Origin of the sequence: Vibrio artabrorum (assembly GCF_024347295.1) — a bacterium.
Classification (GTDB): domain Bacteria; phylum Pseudomonadota; class Gammaproteobacteria; order Enterobacterales; family Vibrionaceae; genus Vibrio; species Vibrio artabrorum.
This window is the reverse complement of the sequence record NZ_AP025459.1, coordinates 931,061-952,389: the sequence shown is the minus strand read 5'-3', so window position 1 is coordinate 952,389 and position 21,329 is coordinate 931,061. Positions and strand designations below refer to the sequence as shown.

Annotated in this window: 3 protein-coding genes and 1 pseudogene; 2 read left to right on the top strand and 2 right to left on the bottom strand. The window is 47.2% G+C overall.

Annotation, left to right across the window (positions count from 1 at the left end; translation table 11 throughout):
• Positions 1-197: 197 nt before the first annotated feature.
• On the bottom strand, positions 198-17,906 hold the full coding sequence (locus OCU36_RS18250; protein ID WP_449361579.1) for a tandem-95 repeat protein: 17,709 nt from the start codon (positions 17,904-17,906) through the stop codon (positions 198-200).
• Positions 17,907-17,942: 36 nt separating this feature from the next.
• Positions 17,943-19,427: pseudogene (locus OCU36_RS20180) on the bottom strand (cadherin-like domain-containing protein); the annotation flags it as partial.
• Positions 19,428-19,612: 185 nt separating this feature from the next.
• Here OCU36_RS20180 and OCU36_RS18245 point away from each other — a divergent pair.
• The gene (locus OCU36_RS18245; RefSeq protein WP_261839921.1) at positions 19,613-19,963 is read left to right on the top strand and encodes a hypothetical protein; all 351 of its coding nucleotides are present in this window, start codon (positions 19,613-19,615) and stop codon (positions 19,961-19,963) included.
• Between the two features lie 15 nt (positions 19,964-19,978).
• Complete coding sequence (locus OCU36_RS18240) at positions 19,979-21,328, top strand: HlyD family type I secretion periplasmic adaptor subunit (protein ID WP_261839920.1); 1,350 nt, start codon at positions 19,979-19,981, stop codon at positions 21,326-21,328.
• The last annotated feature ends 1 nt before the right edge of the window (position 21,329 follow it).

Sequence of the window (21,329 nt, the reverse complement as noted above, 5' to 3'; positions counted from 1 at the left end):
AACTCTCTCTTATAGTAACTAAGAACATTCTTGTGGATTCTCAAGTTTTTTGAAGCCAAAGAATGAATCTCAGCGACAAATAACAAAGCCATGCAAAGGTCACTCTACATGGCTTTGCTCAGGGCAACGTTACGCTGCCCTATCTACTTGTTGGTTTAAACTAAATGTCGGTTCAGACTAAAACCAAGCCATCTCGATTAAATCGAGCTTTGGTCGAAGTCGTTGCCTTGATCGGTTCCAGTTTGAGAATCTGAATCGAAGCTTCCAGAGTCGTCCGTGAAGTCAACACCTTGATCTTGACCACCTGAACTTGTCCAGTCGCTGCCACCAGATTCCATACCCGCCATGTCTGGTTGCTGCTCTTGCGTAGAACCTTGCATGGTGTATTGATCATCGACCTCAACATCAACAGAACCGCTAGCACCGTCTATTGAGCTACCCAGTTCGTCGTAACCTTGGAATTGGATCTCGCTCGTACCTTGGTACCCTTCTGGAAGTTCAACGGATACTGGCTGCTCTAGGTTGCCACTGATTGTGAAGCTACCATCACCGTTATCCAGCGCGTTGCTCACCGTCGCACCCTCAGGTAAGCCAGACATATCAACGTAATCAACCGATTCGTTACCACTCACCTCATCTGGAATCGAGATAGAGATGGTATCACCCGGTGCTGCTGTGATATCTGCTGGGCTGTCTTCCATAACCGTTTCTGTCTCTTGAGCGTGGTCATCAGCTTGTTGAGCCACTTGCACTTGTTGCTCTTCTGTTGCTTGAACAGCTTGGACTTGTGGTTCATCACCTTGTACTGAAACATCGGCTACTTGGATGCTTACGCTGTGACTTGATACTTCACCGCCGTTGTTGACTTCAACATTCATCGCTAAATTGCCATCGAAGTCTTCGTTCGGCCAGTAAGTCCACTCACCTTCACCTGATTCGGCAAAGAAGCCAGCATCGTTCGCGTCTGCAACATCAACAACTTGTGCAGAATCACTCACACCTAACTCATCCACTAGCTGTGCATCCGTTATAGTTAGTGAACCATCATCAGCTAAGGTATAACCTTCGCTCGCCGCTGCTTCATCGCCACTTTGGATATCCACATTGAAGAAGCTTTCGATGCGATTTTCGCCATCGGTCGCGATAAACCCAATTTGAACATCGCCGGTGTAGTCTTCAGCAGGTGTGAATTGATAGTGACCTTGGTTATCGCTTTCAATGACGCCCTGACCTTCCATCAAGCTTACTGACTCAATGCTCATGCTATCGCCTTCTGCATCGCTCAGGTTCGCTAACATGTCTTCATCGGAGAACGACAAGGTGGCATCCGCTGCGATTTCCGTCGTCGTAATGCTGTTAACTTCTGGTGCTGCATTCTCTTGTGAGTCGCCTTCTTTGACGACGACGCCTGTTTGCTCATCATGAAGTACGCCATCTTTATCCACCACGTAAGCGATGTCTGCTTCACCCGTAAAGCCAGGAGCGGGTGTGAAGGTCCAAGTGCCATCGCCATTATCGACAATCTCACCTTGGCTGCGGTCAGCAAGATGAACCAGTTTCACTTCATCATCGCTGCCTGCATCCACATTCTCAGCCAATCCGATTAGGTCGTCTGCTGTTAGGATGATGGCATCACCCGCGACAGTTTCGAAATCACCCGTATCGATGCCATCTTCAAACGCTTCCGGCTCATCTCCGTAATCAATCGTTGTTGCGCTTACAGTTACGAAGAACTCACCATGGAAGTTCTCAGGCGGCGTCATTTGAATGTTTGAGATATCCCAATCGAACAGGTCGATGTATTGACCCGGTTCGGTGATCATCACAGTATTCACACCATCGGTTACCTCGAATCCAACAGGGAAACCTGTCATCACCAAGTTACTCAGTGTTTCTGAATCATCGACTAAGCCAACGTTCAGTCCTAAATGACCGGTTTCATCTTCACCGAACACTAATGGACCGTCATGGTCAGTTGAAATAACCGCACCATCTGCGACAGGACGTACGAACACAGGAACATCAAGAACCGTTTCAAACTCACCGTCACTCACGACAACTTGTAGGTCAGAAACACCTGAGAAGTCGCCTGTTGGCGTGAATGTCCAAGTTCCATCACCGTTGTCCGTTACTTCGCCACCATCTTCACCGTCTGCGGTGATAATGCGAGAAACCACAAGGTCAGCGGTATCAATGTCACCAAACAAGTTCATCAAGTCGCCAGCATCAAAGGTGAACGCGCCATCTTCGTTTGTGGTCATCATTGCGTTGCCGACGTTAAACGGTGCGTCGTTAACAGGAATGACATCCACATTCAGCGAGCCATCAACCACTTCTTCACCGTCAGTCGCTTGATAACCCAGTTCTACCAAGCCATTGAAGTCTTGCGTCGTCACTAAGTGATACATGCCGTCTGGTTGCTGAGTTAAGGTCGCGTTCGCTGGTGCTCGTACTGTGATGCTCTCGATGCTGATCTCGTCGCCATCAAGGTCTGTGACTTGACCCGCGATGTAAGCTGGGTCAATCACCATGACCACATCTTCTTCGCCTTGCATTTCAATGGTTGGCGCTTCAGGTGCATCATTCACTGGCGTAACATCGATGTTGCCGTCGACTACAATAGTCTCTTGGCCATCGCTAACGTTAAACGTCATTGGCACATCGCCATTAAAGTTTTCGTTAGGCGTAAATGACCAAGTACCGTCTTCGTTATCTAGCAACTCACCCAAGCTAGGGTCGATTTGTAGACCCGAAGCTGACAGCTCGTCGGCGGTGTTATCGATGTCGGTCGCTTGAGCTAACAACATGTCTTGTGTGATAAGGATGGTGCTGTCTTCGGCTGTGGTTAGTTTCACATCCTCAGATTCAGGTCCATCGTTGACAGCCAGAACTTGGATACCTGCCGTTGTTGTTGCAGTCGAACCGTCATCATCGGTCACAACCACATCTAGGCTGATATCACCATTAAAGTTCTCGTTTGGCGTGAAGGTCACAGATCCATTATCGTTTTGAACCAAGGTGCCGTCAGAGCCTGAGTAAGTCACGCTTTCAAGCGACACTTCACCATCAACGTCAGAACTATTAGCAATTAACTGCTCAGGGCTGATTGTGATGGTGCCATCTTCGTTCATTTGGTAAGACGTTGCGCCTGCCACTGGTGCGTCGTTAACATCCGTTACCGTCACACCAATATTGGCATCGACTGTCTCAGTGCCGTCAGATACTGAGAAGTCCAGACTTACGTCACCATTGAAGTTCTCGTTCGGTGCAAAGATGTAAGTGCCATCGCCATTGTCGGTGAACACACCCTCTGCACCCGTGTAAGACACATCGGTAACTGAAAGCTCATCACCATCAATATCAGAAGCACCCGCTAGCAGTTGCTCGTCTGTAAAGGTCAATGAACCGTCTTCTTCAATGGTGTAAGCGACATCTTCTACCACCGCGATGTCATTCACTGGATTAACGGTTAGGTCTACGCCGGCTTGAACTGTCTCGATACCGTCTGAAACATCGAAGCTTAGGTCTATGTCGCCGTTGAAGTCAGCATCTGGGGTAATGGTGAATGAACCATCATCGTTTGCCGTAACGGTCGCGTTATCACCCGCGGTCAGGTTGGCAGCGATAAGATCATCGCCGTCCACATCCGATGCTTGAGCCAGCAGTTGCTCTTGGCTTAGCGTGATTGAACCATCTTCATCCACTGAGTAAGCCAAGTCACCCGATACTGGTGCATCGTTGACTGCGATAACATCTATTCCCGCAGTCGTTTGAGCGGTTGCACCGTCTTCATCAGCAACGGTTACATCTAAGCTGACATTACCGTTGAAGTTTTCATTTGGTGCGAAGCTGTAAGTACCATCACCATTGTCAGTGAAGATACCGTCTGCGCCTGAGTAGGAAACGTCGCTAACGGATACATCACCTTCAATATCTGAGCTGTTCGCAAGAAGCTGCGCTTCATTGATGGTAATCACGTTATCTTCGTCAACGCTGTAGGTCGTTGAACCTGCAACTGGCAAGTCATTAACAGCAATGACGTCGATACCTGCGGTTGTTTCAGCGGTTGCGCCATCTTCATCCATAACAGAAACATCAAGACTGATGTCACCGTTAAAGTTTTCGTTTGGCGCAAAGGTGTAAGTACCATCACCATTATCAGTGAATACACCATCAGTGCCGCTGTAGCTTACATTGCTGACAAACACTTCCCCTTCAACATCCGAGCTATTCGCCAGAAGTTGTGCATCGCTTAGGGTGATACTGCCATCTTCTTCAACGCTGTAAGTTGTAGCACCCGCTACCGGTACGTCATTGATTGGAACAACTTGAACATCAATATTCGCCGATACAACATCAGTACCATCACTCACATTGTAAGTTAGGTCGACATTGCCATTGAAGTTCTCGTTTGGCGCAAAGGTGTATGTACCATCGCCATTATCCGTGAACACACCGTCTGTGCCTTCGTAGTTAACCGACTCGACAGAAAGGTCATCGCCGTCAATATCCGTTGCACCAGCCAATAGCTGTTCATCAGTAAAGGTCAACGAACCATCTTCATTAATGGTGTAGTTGTGGTCGTAAATAACAGAAAGGTCGTTAACTGCTGTTACGGTCACATCCAGTTCCGCTGGAGTAACCCCACCGTTACCATCGTCCACGTTGTAACTAATCGAGAATTCACCATTGAAGTTCTCTTCCGGTGTAATGGTGTAAGTACCATCACCATTGTCAATGATAAGCGCGTTCTCAATTGAGATGTCTCCAACACTTGGTTCGTTACCCCCCGTATCACCAGAGTCATCACCTTCATCGCCGGTTAGCAATTCAGAGATATCAATGCCATTTTCATTCGCTAACGCTTCTTCTGCCGTTGGCAAATCAAACGCGTTTTGAGTGCCGACATCTTGGCTCGGGACAATGATGCCATTCACGAGATCGAATACATGCCAGTGGTCACCTGATGGGTTATCAGATAAATCTGGGCTGAAGGTTTCAACCAATGTATCGCCTACAAACACTTGAACTCGTACATCTTCAACACCCTCTACATCCCAACTTCTGTCGGTGTAGTTGTGTACTGAATAGTGCATGTCAGCGTCTTGGTAGTTTGGAATGGTGATGGTTTCAGGACCGCCACCATTGGTGTCATCAACATCTTGCTGAACGACATTACCTTCGCCCAAATCGTGGCTCATGTCGCGGTAGTTAATATGGTCTAGCTCATTGCCATTCTCTGTATCGTATAGCCATAAGTGGTTATCCATATCTCGAGGGTTTTCACCCCAAGTCACCACGATACGCATATCGGTTTCCTCAAGTACTTCCGATATAGCGGTTACGCCACCATTCACATCTTCGCCCGCAGGGACAAGGAAGCTACTGGTAATTGAACCATCTTGCTCAATGGTTACCGTACCTTGGTCAACGACTGAACCTGCAACAGAGTAGTTTCCTGAATCATCCGTTACTGTGGTGTAGCTATTGCCAGCACTGTCGGTCAAGGTGACTTCCGCACCAGACACTGGATTACTGGTTTCAGCATCCAACACTGTACCGGTTACGGTTGTTTCATCGCCCTGCTCTCCAATAATTGCGGTCATGTCATCGTCTTCGATGTCAGTCGCGAATTGTAGGAGCTCTTCTTGAGTAATGGTGTATGAACCATCTTCTTCAATGGTTATCGCCACATCAGCAGAAACAATTGGTGCGTCGTTAACTGGGTCAACGGTTAAGCCTAAGTTAGCGGCAATTGGAGTGTCGCCATCGCTGATGCTGTAGGCAACATCAATGTAGCCATTAAAGTTTTCGCTTGGAGTGATTGAGAACGTGCCATCCCCATTATCGACAATCGTTGCATCGTCACCCACTAAGGTTAAGTCGGATGCGACAAGGTCATCGCCCTCAATATCAGCGGCATTCGCAAGTAGCTGTTCCTGCGTGATAGTGATGACGTTGTCTTCATCAACGTTCGCGTAAACATCAGATGTCGTTGGTAAGTCATTGACTGGGTTTACCGTCAGATCGGCGTTCGCCACAATCGACGCAGTGCCGTCGGAAATATCGAAGCTTAGGTCGATGTCGCCGTTGAAGTTCGCATCTGGCGTTACCGTAAAGGTGCCATCGCCATTATCAACAACGGTCGCATTATCGCCTGCGCTTAAGTTGCTTGCGGTCAGATCATCACCATCCACATCCGATGCTTGAGATAGCAATTGCTCTTGAGTCAGAGTAATCGAACCATCTTCATCAATGCTGTAAGCCAAGTCGCCCGATACCGGTGGATCATTGATTGGAAGAACATCAATACTTGCACTGGTGGCTACTGTCGCACCTTCTTCATCTGTCACCACGACATCTAGGCTAACATCGCCATCGAAGTTTGCGTTCGGTGCAAAGCTGAATGTGCCGTTACCGTTGTCAGTAAAGATACCGTCAGCGCCTGTGTAAGTAACGCTATCAATCGCCACTTCGCCTTCAATATCCGAAGAGTTCGCCAACAGTTGCTCTGCACTGATGGTGATAACTTCATCTTCGTTGACTGAGTAGCTGGTTGAGCCTGCGATTGGCGGATCGTTCACCTCAAGTACAGTGATTCCCGCTGTAGTCGCTTCTGTTGCCCCTTCTTCATCGGTAACAACAACCGCTAAGCTCACATCACCATTGAAGTTCTCGTTTGGCGAGAAGGTGTAAGTGCCGTCACCGTTGTCTTCGAACACACCGTCACTGCCAGTGTAAGTCACGCTATCAATCGCAACCTCACCTTCAATATCTGAAGAGTTGGCTAATAGCTGTTCGTTACTGATCGTGATTGAGTTGTCTTCATGCACAGTGTAAGACGTGCTACCCGCCACTGGTGGGTCGTTCTCAGGCGTCACGCTCACATCAATGTTGGCTTGAACGGTATCCGTGCCATCTGACACATCAAAGCTGAAGTTCACATCACCATTGAAGTTCTCGTTTGGCGCAAAGCTGTAGCTTCCGTCACCATTGTCGGTAAGCACACCATCAGCACCCGTGTATGTCACACCTTCGACTGTTAGGTCATCACCTTCTACATCCGTTGCTCCCGTTAACAGGTCAGCGTCAGTGAAGTTAAGAACCCCATCTTCACCAATAGTGAATGCTTGGTCTTGTGGCTCTGGCGCATCATTGACAGGTTTTACCGTCAAGTCTAGGCCAGCAGCAACCCTATCTTCTCCATCGGTTACATCGTAACTAAATTCGATATTACCGTTGAAGTTTTCACTCGGTGTAATGGTGAAACTGCCATCGTCGTTCATTTGAACGGTCGCATTTTCATCATTGGTGGTTAGGTTGATTGCTGATAGGTCATCACCATCAATGTCGACAGCGTGCTCTAGCAGTTGTTCTTGCGTTAGCGTGATGCTGTTATCTTCGGCTGTCACAGCACTGATGTCACCATCAACTTCTGGAGCATCGTTCGCTGGCGAGATATGAATCGTCACATCTTGGGTTGCCGTTGCGGTGGTGCCCGTATCAACATCAGTCGATGTCGCATTCACGGTTAGAACCACATCACCATTGAAGTCACCTGAAGGGATAAACTCTAGCCCTTCTAGCTCGTCAGGTTGCAATGACCAAGTGCCATCACCGTTATCAGTACCTGCAGAAAGTGAGCTGCCTTCTGGCACATCTTCAATCAAGATAGCGAGGTTTTCTGAGCCATCGGTATCGGTTAGAGCGGCATCAATATCAAGTGGTACAGGTGTATCTTCAGTACCAATGATTTGGTAGTCCGCGTCAGATACGGTAATTTCTATGTTGTCGATACCAAACGACTCGTCACTAACCTCTTGATTCAATGTTGAACCAAAGCCTAATTCAAGTTGGCCGTCTTCAACGGGTACCGTTAGGTTGATTTGGTGTGCTTGGTCATTCCAACCACTGAAACCTTCACCTTGCGATACGCCGTGAACGACTTCACCGACTTCATTGCCCGCTGAATCGTACAACGTTGTCGTGCCGTCTTGAGTTTGGAACGCCGAGTTATCTAACGAGGTAAGCTGTTCGCCGCCGACAAAGATTTGCAACGACTCACCATCCCAAGAGTCAATTTCGTAGAAGTTGAACGAGATATTAACTTCGCTCACATCACTTGGGATATCGTAAGTTTTGCTAACGGCCTCCTCGCCACCAGTGCCACCAATACGACCTAGCATGTCACCAGATTCGAAGCCTTGTGAGCTTTCAGTACCAGTATTCCAACCGTTTGAGCCAGACTCGAAGTTGTCTGAAGCAATCACTAGGTCAGAAGCAATCGACAGCTCTGGCATATCAACCACAGATTGAACATCAATGGTCGCTTCTGCTGGTACTGTCGCGGTACCGTCATTCACGTCGAACGTCACATTCACATTGCCGTCGAAGTTTTCATTCGGTGCGAATGTGTAAGTGCCGTCGCCGTTATCAACCAAAGTCCCGCTATCTGAAGCGACATTTTCAACCGATAGGTTATCGCCATCAATGTCGCCTGCATTTTGCAGAAGTTGCTCTTGTGTGAAGGTAAAGCTGGTATCTTCTTGAGTCACAAATTGTGGCTCACCGACTGTTGGCAAGTCATTAACTGGGTTAACCGTTAGATCAGCCGTTGCTTGAAGCGTCGCATCGCCATCGGTAATGTCGAAGTTCAAATCAATGTCGCCATTGAAGTTAGCATCTGGCGTGATAGTGAAACTACCATCATCGTTTGCTGTAACTGTCGCATCACCACTAGCGGTTAGGTTAGCCGCTGTTAAGTCATCGCCGTCAACATCACTCGCTTGAGCAAGTAATTGCTCTTGGCTCAAGGTAATTAAACCATCTTCGTCCACGCTGTACGCCAAGTCGCCCGATACCGGAGCGTCGTTAACAGGCAGAACATCGATGCTTGCGTTGGTCGCTACGGTTGCGCCATCTTCATCAGTAACGACAACATCAAGGCTGACATCGCCATCGAAGTTCGCGTTTGGTGCGAAGCTGAATGTGCCGTCACCATTGTCGGTAAAGATACCGTCTGAACCGGTGTAGTTAACGCTATCAATCGCCACTTCACCTTCGATATCAGAAGCGTTCGCCAACAGTTGCTCTGAACTGATGGTGATAACTTCGTCTTCGTTGACTGAGTAGCTGGTTGAGCCTGCGATTGGTGGATCGTTCACCTCAAGTACAGTAATACCCGCGGTGGTCGCTTCAGTTGCGCCCTCTTCATCAGTAACGACAACATCAAGGCTAACTTCGCCATTGAAGTTCTCGTTTGGAGAGAAAGTATATGTGCCGTCACCGTTGATTTCTAGAACACCATCACTACCACTGTAAGTCACGCTATCAATCGCAACCTCACCTTCAATATCCGAAGAGTTGGCTAATAGCTGTTCGTTACTGATGGTGATTGAGTTGTCTTCATGCACTGTGTAAGACGTGCCACCTGCAACCGGTGGATCGTTCACTTCTAGAACCGTAATGCCCGCAGTCGTCGATACGGCGGCATCGTCTTCATCCACAACAACCACATCAAGGCTAACTTCGCCATTGAAGTTCTCGTTTGGAGAGAAGGTATATGTGCCGTCACCGTTGATTTCTAGAACACCATCACTACCACTGTAAGTCACGCTATCAATCGCCACTTCACCTTCGATATCCGAAGCGTTCGCTAGCAATTGTTCGTTACTGATCGTAATAGAGTTGTCTTCATTAACCGTGTAAGACGTGCTACCCGCAACCGGTGGATCATTCTCTGGCGTCACGCTCACATCAATGTTAGCGGTTACTGTATCGGTACCATCTGATACATTGAACGAGAAGTTCACATCGCCATTGAAGTTCTCGTTTGGTGCGAAGCTGTATGTGCCATCGCCATTATCAGTTAGGACACCGTCAGTGCCAGTGTACGTTACACCTTCAACACTTAGGTCGTCTCCCTCAATGTCCGTCGCACCTGTTAATAGGTCTTGGTCATTGAAAGTTAACACGCCATCTTCGCCGACTGTGAATATCTGGTCTTGTGCTTCTGGACCATCGTTCACTGGTGAAACCGTTAACTCAAGGTTGGTAGAGACAACATCATCACCATCTGACACATCAAACGTAAAGCTAACATCGCCATTGAAGTCAGCATCTGGCGTTAATGTGTACGTACCATCACCGTTATCGGTAATCGTAACGCTCTCATCATCGGTTGCTAAATTCAGAGCCGTTAGCTGATCGCCATCTAAATCACGCGCATTAGCCAATAGATCTTCTTGCGTAATGATGATCGAACCATCTTCTTCAACCGTTGCAGAAACCGGAAGTGCTTCAGGTGCGTGCTCAATGTGCGCGCCTGTCGCGTTAATGTAGATGGTTTGAGAGACCGTTTCAGAATCATCATTCGATAACTCTGTCGCAGTTGCGGTTACATGAACTTCAAGCTGCTCATTGAAGTCTTCTGGCAGCTGGATTTGCAGCGCATTTTCGATTGCCGTTGTTGGTAAGTTCACCGTACCATCAGGGCCAACCGTCACTTCACCGCTGTAGATTTGGCTGTTTACTTCACCGACATCGATTGTGAAGTTGAAGTCAGAATAGTCAGCATCACCGCCGCCATACAAATCTTCAAATCCGTAAACCAGATCGCCGTCTTCATTCACCGTAGTACGAGTATGTTCGATACCATCTTGGTTTAGCTGAGAGCTTGAACCACCATGGAAGATCGCGTCACCATTCTGGCCTTGAATTACGGTCTCGGTCCCATCAGCAGCCACAAAGACAAGTTGAGGATCAACCGTATCCATGTTCGCAGGCGAACCATCCTCAGCACGGAACTCGTACTGACCGTCTTGCATCGCATCAAAGTCGTTGTGCTGATGTCCGTTTGGAATCAAGAACAGATTGAAACTTTCACCTTCTTCAACTTGGAAGCTGAACTGATCTTGCCCAGGGACAAGGTCACCGCCACCCCCAACTTGTGATGCGTTTTCGTAAACAACTTCAACACCTGTGATGTTTCCATCTTCATCAACTTTGTAGTAACCGGCTGCGTTTTGGTAGCCTGCGGTTTCGCCTTCAAACGTTACTGTGATTTCAGTATCGTTGTAACTGGTGATACCGTTTTCTTGGTCATTCAGAACGCCTTCGTTATCGTATTGAATAACCGAGCCTTCTGGCACACCATCTACCGTTACAGTGAGTGTTTCAGACAAGTCTTGGTCGACAAGTGCCGCCGCAATGTTCAGTTCAACAATACCGCCTGGCTCAACCAAAATCGCCTGGTCGTCGACGTTAACACCATCACCATCGGTAATCACAAGATCCGGAGCATCTGCGACCGCTTCAATGTGAACATTGAGGTCTTGCTCAACTTCATCTGTACCGTCTGTCACGGTAAAGCTGAACTGTAGGTCACCACTGAAATGCTCTTCCGGAACGAAGCTGAACGTGCCGTCACCATTGTCGGTGACTGTGCCTTCATCGCCAGAATAATTGATGCTAGTAACGCTTAGGTCGTCGCCATCAATATCAATCGCACCACTCAACAGATCTTCTTGAGTGAACAGGATGCTGCCATCCTCTTCAATGTGGTACAGGCTTGGAGCAACAATTGGTATGTCATTCACCGGATTAACGGTCAACGTCATGTCATTATACGTGCTCAGCTCACCGTCACTCACCTCATAAGTGAATGCAATATCACCGTTGAAGTTTTCAGAAGGAGTCACTGTATACGTGCCATCACCGTTGTCGACAATGCTGGCGTTCGGATCATTGGTTTCAAGCGATGTAGCAAACAGCTCATCACCATCTTGGTCGCTCGCGTTCTCCAGCAGCATTTCTTGGGTAACGAGGATTGAACCATCTTCGTCGACATCTGCCACCATTGGCGTCGCTTCTGGTGCATCGTTGACGAACTCAACGTTTAAGTCGATGTTTGCGGCAACCACATCCGTGCCATCGCTCACATCAAACGCTAAGTCAACATTACCAAAGAAGCCTTGCTCTGGTGTTAATGTGTATGTTCCGTCGCCATTGTCTGTGACTTCTACCGTGTCGCTTGCGCTCGTCACATTGACAACTGACAGTTCATCACCTTCAACGTCTGTCGCGTGTGCCAGTAACTCAGCTTCGGTAATCGTAATCGCTTGACCATCTTCCGTAGTGAAAGACATGTCAGGCACGTCTGGCGCATCATTGATTGGATTTACGGTTAGGTTGAGGTCAGCGGCAACAGTTTCGATTGCGTCAGTGACATCGTAAGTAAATTCAATTTCACCAAAGAAATCTGCACTTGGTGTAATCGTGAAGCTACCGTCTGGGTTTTCTACAACAACCGCATTTGGATCGTTGGTCGCAAAGTTAACCGCTTCAAGGTTATCGCCATCAACATCAGTTGCATTCGCTAATAGATCCTCTTGAGTGATAGTGATTGAACCATCTTCATCAACAGCGGCTTCAATTGGACCACTCACCTCTGGGCCTTCATTGACAATTTCAACGTCGACTCTTGCAGTACTTGGCGCGCTTGCTTGCCCGTCACTGATATCGAAAGTCAGATTCACTTCGCCATAGAAGTCTTCTGCAGGTTCGAAGGTAAAGGTATTATCACCGTTATCCGTTAAGGTACCTTGCGTTTGGTCTGCAAGTAATAGGTTTTCGACATGAAGAATGTCACCATCAACATCGGTCGCACCAGACAATAAGTCTTTCGCTTCGATGATCATCGAGCCGTTTTCAAGCATTTGGGTGTGTAGTGGTTCACCCGGAACCGGCACATCATTGACCGGGACAACCGTTAGGTCTAGATGCGTTGCAACTTCATCAGTACCATCAAACACCTTGTAGTCGATGTCGATTTCACCATTGAAGTTTTCATTCGGCATGAAGGTAAATGTACCGTCACCGTTATCAACCAGCTCACCGTTGTCACCACCGTAAGTGATGTCAGAAATAGACAGCGTATCGCCTTCCACATCTGTGGTGTTCGCTAACAAGTCATCCGCACTGAACGTGATGCCTTCATCTTCGTCTGTCGATAGAACAATCGGCCCAGAAACGATTGGCGCATCGTTCACCGATTCGAAGTTGATGTTGATGATGTTGCTGTCTGTCAGCTCACCATCGGTAACTTGGTAACCGAGTTCGATTTCACCATGGAAGTTTTCATTCGGTGTTACCGTCCAAGTACCATCACCATTATCGGTGAGTGTTGCATGCTCTGAGTTTTCACCCACTAGCTCGAGATTTTGAATATCGAGGTCATCACCATCAATATCCGATGCTTGCGCCAATAATTGCTCTTCAGTAATCACAACCGAAGCAAACTGGGCAGAACCTTCGGTATCAACAGTAATATTCGGAAGTTCAGCCGTTAGCTCGATTTCGTTGTCACCCGCATGGATGTTCAACTCAACCGTTTCGGTGATCTCGGAACCATCCACACCAATCGATGTAAACACCGCTTCATCAGGACAAGTTTGTGACACTGTCATGTTTTGAACGACGTAAGTACCATTACCTTGCACGGTACCAAGTTCAAAATAAGACACCGGCTCATTTACTGTAAGCGTATAGTCCGTCTCGTAATTGTTACGGTCTTCTTTGTGGTAAGTCATCGAATCGATTAACTCACCATCATCGTTGAAGGCGCGAATTTCCACTTCAGTAAAGTGACGAGACTCTTCCATGAACCAGCCACCCAAACCATCAAGGTGGAAGCTGATTTCATTGATGTCTTGACCTTCAACGGAAACGGTCAGTTTCTCATCACCACTTAGACCTTGGCGGTCTGTATCACCAATACCATGACCAATATGGGTGTTACCATTCCAGGCACCAAGAGGATCATCGTTACTTTGAACGGTGACCGTTAAGTCACCATCCGAGAACTCACGCGTATAAGGGTCGACTTCTGTACCCCAATCATCCACACTCGCGTTGTCGTCAAACGTACCGATTTGCGTAGTGTGTGTTCCGTTAGCCAATGCGTCATCATTTGGAATAAAACGTACTTCTGTGTCGGCAGGAACTTCTTGTCCTACTTCCAGTACCACCCATTCGTCATTGACATTCGCTTCAATGATGCCGTTTTCTGGCGCTTGATCTAAACGTAGTGCTGGCTCTTCACGAAGTGTCACACCAACGGTTTGGTCTTCTTGCGCTTGGATGAAGATTTCATCGCCCGCTTCCGGCGCATCGTTGACAGGGTTAACCGTCAAGTCGAGTGTCGTCAGAACTTCATTCTCACCATCACTGATGTTGTATGTGAAGTCCAACTCGCCATTGAAGTTTTCTGTGTGCGTAATGGTGAATGAACCATCGTCATTAGCAACAATGGTCGCATCTGGATCGTTGGTTTGTAGGTTAGATGCCGTTAACTCATCACCTTCAATATCGGTTGCGTTTGCAAGCAACTGCTCTTGAGTAATCGTGATGGCGTTATCTTCGTCTACCTCTGCCTGAATGCCAGACGTTTCAGGTCGATCATTCACAGCGATAACATCAATGCCAGCGGTTGTGGTTGCGGTTGCACCGTCTTCGTCAACGACAACAACGTCGAGTGAGATATCACCGTCGAAGTTTTCATTTGGCGTAAAGGTAAATGTGCCATTACCATTATCAACGAATGAGCCATCATCACCGCCATAACTCACACTTGATAGTGCAACATCGCCTTCAACATCTGACGAATTCGCCAGTAGCTGTTCTGCACTAATGGTTATTTGACCATCTTCTTGAACCGTGTAAGCCGTTGAACCTGCAACCGGTGGATCATTCTCTGGCGTCACGCTGACATCAATAACAGCGGATGTTGAATCAGTACCATCAGAGACATCGAACGAGAATTGAACATCACCATTGAAGTTCTCGTTTGGCGCGAAGCTGTATGTGCCATCGCCATTATCGCTAAGAACACCATCTGCACCTGTGTAGAGCACGTTTTCAATCGACAGCTCGTCACCATCAATATCCGACGCTCCTGCAAGCAGGTCAGCATCGGTGAAGAGTAACGTACCGTCTTCTTCAATCGTGAACTGTTGATCTTGCGCTTGCGGCAAGTCATTAACCGGATTCACGGTAATATCTAGGCCAACTTGAACTGAACCACCATCGTTATCGATGATATCGAAGTTCAGATCTAGGTCACCGTTGTAGTCTGCGTTAGGCGTGATGGTGTAGCTGCCATCATCATTGTGTTGGATGGTCGCATTTTCATCAGTAGATAGATTGATGGCTTCTAAGTTGTCGCTATCGATATCACCGGCTCGTGCTAGCAATTGCTCTTGGCTTAGCGTGATGGAGCTATCTTCATTGATGGTGTAAGCCAAATCGCCCGATACTGGCGCATCATTGATTGGCAATACATCAACGTTAATGACGGTTTCAACTGTTGCGCCATCTTCATCTTGAATGGTCACACCCAATTGCACCTGACCATTGAAGTTTTCGTTGGGTGCAAAGCTATATGTCCCATCACCATTTACAGCGAAGATACCGTCTGAGCCATCGTAGTTAATGCCAACGAGCTCTACATCGCCTTCGACATCCGAAGCATTCACAAGAATCTGAGATTCACTGAACGTCAGAACCGAATCTTCGTCAATGGTGTATGACGTTGGACCCGCAACCGGTGGATCATTCACTTCTAGTACAGTGATGCCTGCAGTAGTTTCATCAATCGAACCCTCTTCATCGGCAACAATCACATCAAGGCTAATATCACCGCTGAAGTTTTCGTTAGGAAGGAAGGTATAGCTGCCATCGCCGTTATCTTGGAACACACCATCAGTGCCACTGTAAGTCACAGTATCAACCGACACGGCACCTTCAACGTCAGAAGAGTTTGCTAGCAGTTGCTCATCAGATATTGTGATGGCGTTGTCTTCGTTGACCATGTACGAGGTTGAACCCGCAACTGGCGGATCGTTGATTGGCAATACGTCAACATTGATGACGGTTTCAACCTCTGCACCGTCTTCATCACGAATGGTGACATCAAGCTGAACTTGGCCATTAAAGTTCTCATTCGGAGCGAAGCTACAAGTGCCATCACCATTTACTGAGAAGATACCATCAGGGCCATCGTAGCTAATACCAACAAGCTCAACATCCCCTTCTACATCTGAGGCATTAAGCAATACTTGAGACTCACTGAAGGTCAGTACTGAGTCTTCATCAATAGTGTAAGACGTTGGGCCTGCAACCGGCGGATCGTTCACTTCAAGAACATTGATACCCGCGGTCGTCGCGTCAGTCGCACCATCTTCATCAGCAACAACCACATCCAGTGCAATTTCACCACTGAAGTTCTCGTTTGGCGAGAAGGTGTAAGTGCCGTTACCATTGATTTCGAGGACACCGTCGCTACCAGAGTAAGTCACGCTGTCTATCGATACATCACCTTCAATATCTGAAGATGTTGCCAATAGTTGTGCATCAGAAATGGTAATCGAATTATCTTCATTCACCGTGTAGGACGTTGATCCCGCAATTGGCGGATCGTTCTCAGGCGTCACGCTCACATCAATGTTTGCAGACACGGTATCGGTACCGTCTGACACATCGAAGCTAAAGCTCACATCACCATTAAAATTTTCGTTTGGAGCAAAGCTGTATGAGCCCTCACCCAAGTCAGTCAGTACGCCATCAGTGCCTTCATAAGTAATGCCTTCAACCGTCAGGTTATCACCTTCAACGTCTGTCGCGCCTGTAAGCAGATCGGCGTCTGTGAACAGTAAAGTACCGTCTTCTGCAATACTGAACTGTTGATCTTGAGGTACTGGCAGGTCATTAACTGGGTTAACGGTTAGGTCAGCTGAAGCTTGAACGGTGTTGGTGCCATCAGAGATATCAAAGCTGATATCGATGTCACCGTTGAAGTTCTCATCTGGCGTGATGGTGAAGCTGCCGTCATCGTTAGCTACAACCGTTGCATCACCACCAACCGTGAGGCCGCTAGCCGTAAGGTCATCGCCCTCCACATCAGAGGCTTGAGAAAGCAACTGCTCTTGACTTAGACGAATCGAACCGTCTTCATCGATTGAGTACGCTAGGTCACCTGACACTGGCGCATCATCAACCGCCGTAACGCTCACATCAATGTTCGCAGAGACCGTATCGGTGCCATCTGATACATCAAAACCGAAGTTTACATCGCCATTGAAGTTCTCGTTTGGTGCGAAGGTGTACGTACCGTTACCGTTGTCAGTAAGGATACCGTCGCCGCCATCGTAGGTCACACCTTCAACCGTTAGGTTGTCGCCTTCAATGTCCGTAGCACCTGTTAACAGGTCTGCATCGTTGAAGATGAGCGTGCCGTCTTCTTCAACGCTGAACTGTTGATCTTGAGGGACTGGCAGGTCATTAACTGGATTAACGGTTAGGTCAGCTGATGCTTGAACGGTGTTGGTGCCATCTGAGATATCAAAGCTGATATCGATGTCACCGTTGAAGTTCTCATCTGGCGTGATGGTGAAGCTGCCGTCATCGTTAGCTACAACCGTTGCATCACCACCAACCGTGAGGCCGCTAGCCGTAAGGTCATCGCCCTCCACATCAGAGGCTTGAGAAAGCAACTGCTCTTGACTTAGACGAATCGAACCGTCTTCATCGATTGAGTACGCTAGGTCGCCAGACACTGGCGCATCATCAACCGCTGTAACATTCATATCGATGTTCGCAGAGACCGTATCGGTGCCATCTGATACATCAAAACCGAAGTTTACATCGCCATTGAAGTTCTCGTTTGGTGCGAAGGTGTACGTACCGTTACCGTTGTCAGTAAGGATACCGTCGCCGCCATCGTAGGTCACACCTTCAACCGTTAGGTTGTCGCCTTCAATGTCCGTAGCACCTGTTAACAGGTCTGCATCGGTGAATATGAGCGTGCCGTCTTCTTCAACGCTGAACTGTTGATCTTGAGGTACTGGCAGGTCATTAACTGGGTTAACGGTTAGGTCAGCTGAAGCTTGAACCGTATTGGTACCATCAGAGATATCGAAGCTGATATCGATGTCGCCATTGAAGTTCTCATCTGGCGTAATCGTGAAGCTGCCGTCATCGTTTTGAGTAACGGTTGCATCACCACCAACCATGAGGCCGCTGGCAGTAAGGTCATCGCCCTCTACGTCAGATGCTTGTGATAGCAATTGCTCTTGGCTTAAACGGATAGAACCGTCTTCATCGATTGAGTACGCTAGGTCACCTGACACTGGCGCATCATCAACCGCCGTAACGCTCACATCAATGTTCGCTGATACCGTATCGGTACCATCTGATACATCGAAACTGAAGTTTACGTCGCCATTGAAGTTCTCATTCGGAGCGAAGGTGTAGGTACCATTACCATTATCAGTAAGAATACCGTCGCCACCATCGTAGGTCACACCTTCAACCGTCAGGTTATCGCCTTCAATGTCTGTAGCACCGGTTAACAGATCTGCATCGGTGAAGATAAGCGTGCCATCTTCTTCAATTTCAAACGTTTTATCTTCAGGAACAGGCGCGTCATTAATCGGACGTACCGTTAAATCAATTGCGCTACTAATCGTTTCTTGGCCGTCACTGATGTCGAAAGTAAGGTCAAGTTCACCATTAAAGTCAGCTGAAGGAACAACGGTGAAAGTACCATCACCATTGTCTTGAACGGTTGCATCAGCACCGACTTGAACATTAGAAGCAACAAGTTCATCCCCATCTACATCACTTGCGTATTCGAGTAATTGTTCTTGAGTGAATGTTATGGAACCATCTTCATCCATGATGTAAGCCAGATCTTGTTCAGCTTCTGGTGCATCGTTTTCACTTTCGACTTGGATTTTGAACGTTTCACTTACCGTTTCAGAATCAAAGTCATCTTCTACTTCACTGATGATCTCTTCGTCAGAAGCTTGAACATCAACTGCAAATGTCTCTTCTACTGTTTGTGAATCGAGCTCATCACCAACTTGTTGGTCACCCAACTCAGAAGAAGTCGCACTCGGCGCTGCAGATGTACTCACAGCTTGACCTTGCTCTTCATTACCTTCTGCGTCTGCGCCACCTGTCGCAGCCTCTGTGTTATCACCCCCAACAGCTTGAGCTCCCGCACCAGAGCCACCATCACTACCACCTGTCCCCTCATCACCCGCATCCGAAACAGTACTATCAACAACGTTTGATTGGGCAACATCCGAATCGCTACCACTTTCCGGAGTTTCCTCCTGCACAGCACCACCAGACGCCGACTCATCCTCGGCACTACCTGCACCACTCGGATTGTCGTCTAAGGCTTGGTTAACTTCGTCTGCTGCATCCGTGTTTTCAGCACCTGTCGCTATTGTTGTGGAAATTGTATTTTGTTGATTTTGTTGATTCTGCTGCTGGGAGAGCGTACCCGCGTCGTTCGTGTCCGTTTGTTCTACCGCGTCATTTAGATCTTCATTTTGGTTGTTTTGGTTATTTTCGCCTGCCATTACAGCCTCCGTTGCTACTAGCTAACTGATCGTATTTAGAAGCATTAAAGGACACCATTTTGAAAAACCAAATTTTTATACAACATTTTTCATAATTTCTTTTAAAAGAGAAATAAACAAAAAAAATTTGAAAACGGCCTTTAAAGATCCTTAGTTATTGTGATTAAAGCAATTAAGGCAGTGGAATGATGATAGACATGACAAGTTTGTTGCGCTCACTCGATAACAACCACAAAGGGCTGCAATTGCTATTAGGCGACTTTTACAATGACTTTTCTGACGCAGCCCTAAATATAGAAGAGCTTCATAAAGGTAATCGTTTTGATGAACTCAACAGTTACTCAAAAAAGTTGAAAACCATCTTAACGTTGCTTTGCGACCAAGACCTTCCGCCCCAAATGGCCAAATTGGAACACTTGAGTAGACACGAGTTCCCTGCGCCGGAAGAGCTTATAGCGGATATAAAAGCTGAATTGCACAACGTTAATCAACAAATCAACCACTTGTTGAATATTCAGGACGCAAGAGATGACTAGTAACCGAGGTCCGTCATGAGCAATAACCAAATAGAACATCACCTCAGAAAAGCACTGGTTTCCAATCATGAGGCTTCTAAAGTCACTGCGGATGACAATATCGTATTGGCGAGTGCTATGACCAGCGTTCAAAAGACATTACTCATCATCTTTCTTCTCGCTTTGATTGCTATCGCTGTGGCATCACAAGCTCGTATTGACATTGTTGTTTCTGTACGTGGCGAACTGCTATTGGAATCGGATGTTGAGAAGGTTCAACATCTAGAGGGCGGGATATTAGAAGAGCTATTGGTCAGAAAAGGAGACGTTGTCTATGAAGGCCAACCTATTGCTCGTATACGATCACTCGACCGCAATACCCAGCTCGATACAGTCAATACAGAAATCGTTCAAATAGAGCTAGACAAGATTCGTTATGAAAGCTTACGCGATATGGTAGAACCGAACTTCGACGCTTTCATTGAAAAATACCCTGAGCAAGTCCAAGTTAACATGAACACGTGGAGGCAAGAGTTCTCTAAAAACCGTTCAAATGAAGAGCTCATCACTCACGATATTAAACACAAAAACTCGTTAATCAGTTCAATGTTAAAGCGCCGCAAAAGTTCAGAGAATCAGCTATCTCTGATACGTAAGCAGCTCAACATCAAAAACACCCTCTATAAAGAAGAGATGGCGTCTTATGTCGACGTTCTTAACATGAAAGTACAAGAGTCGAATATGGTTCGTGAGATTGAGAACCTTGACGAGTCTGTGATGAATGAACGTTTTCAACTCGACAAACTGGAAAAGCAACACCGTGACTTGGTTGAGAATCGAAACTCTGAGTACCAAGCACAAATCATTCAAGCGAATAAAGACCTCAAGCTAAAGCAAATCATACAACCACAGCATTCCGACAAAGTTGATCGCCTGGTCGTCTACTCTCCGGTGGATGGTGTAGTCGACAAACTGCATTTCAATTTCCGTTCTGCTGTGATTCCGCCAGGTGAAAGTATCGCCGATATCGCACCGATCAATAACTCTCTTCACGGTGAAGCGAAGATCCCACGTAAAGACATGGGATTTGTCGAAATTGGTCAGGCAGTAAAAGTAAAAATGGATACCTATAACTTTGCAAAATACGGATTTGTTGAGGGAACCATCGCCTCAATCAGCCGTTCATCATACGAAGAAGAAGATGCAGAATTCTATTTAGCTGAGATTAAAATTGACCGTAATTTTCTTGAGCGAGGAGGCACTCAATACAAATTATCACCTTACATGGAATTTACCGCCGATGTAAAAACAGGCTCACGTCGCGTGATCGAATACGCGGCGAAACCCGTGATGTCAGCCATCGAAGATGCTTTCGATGAGAGGTAAT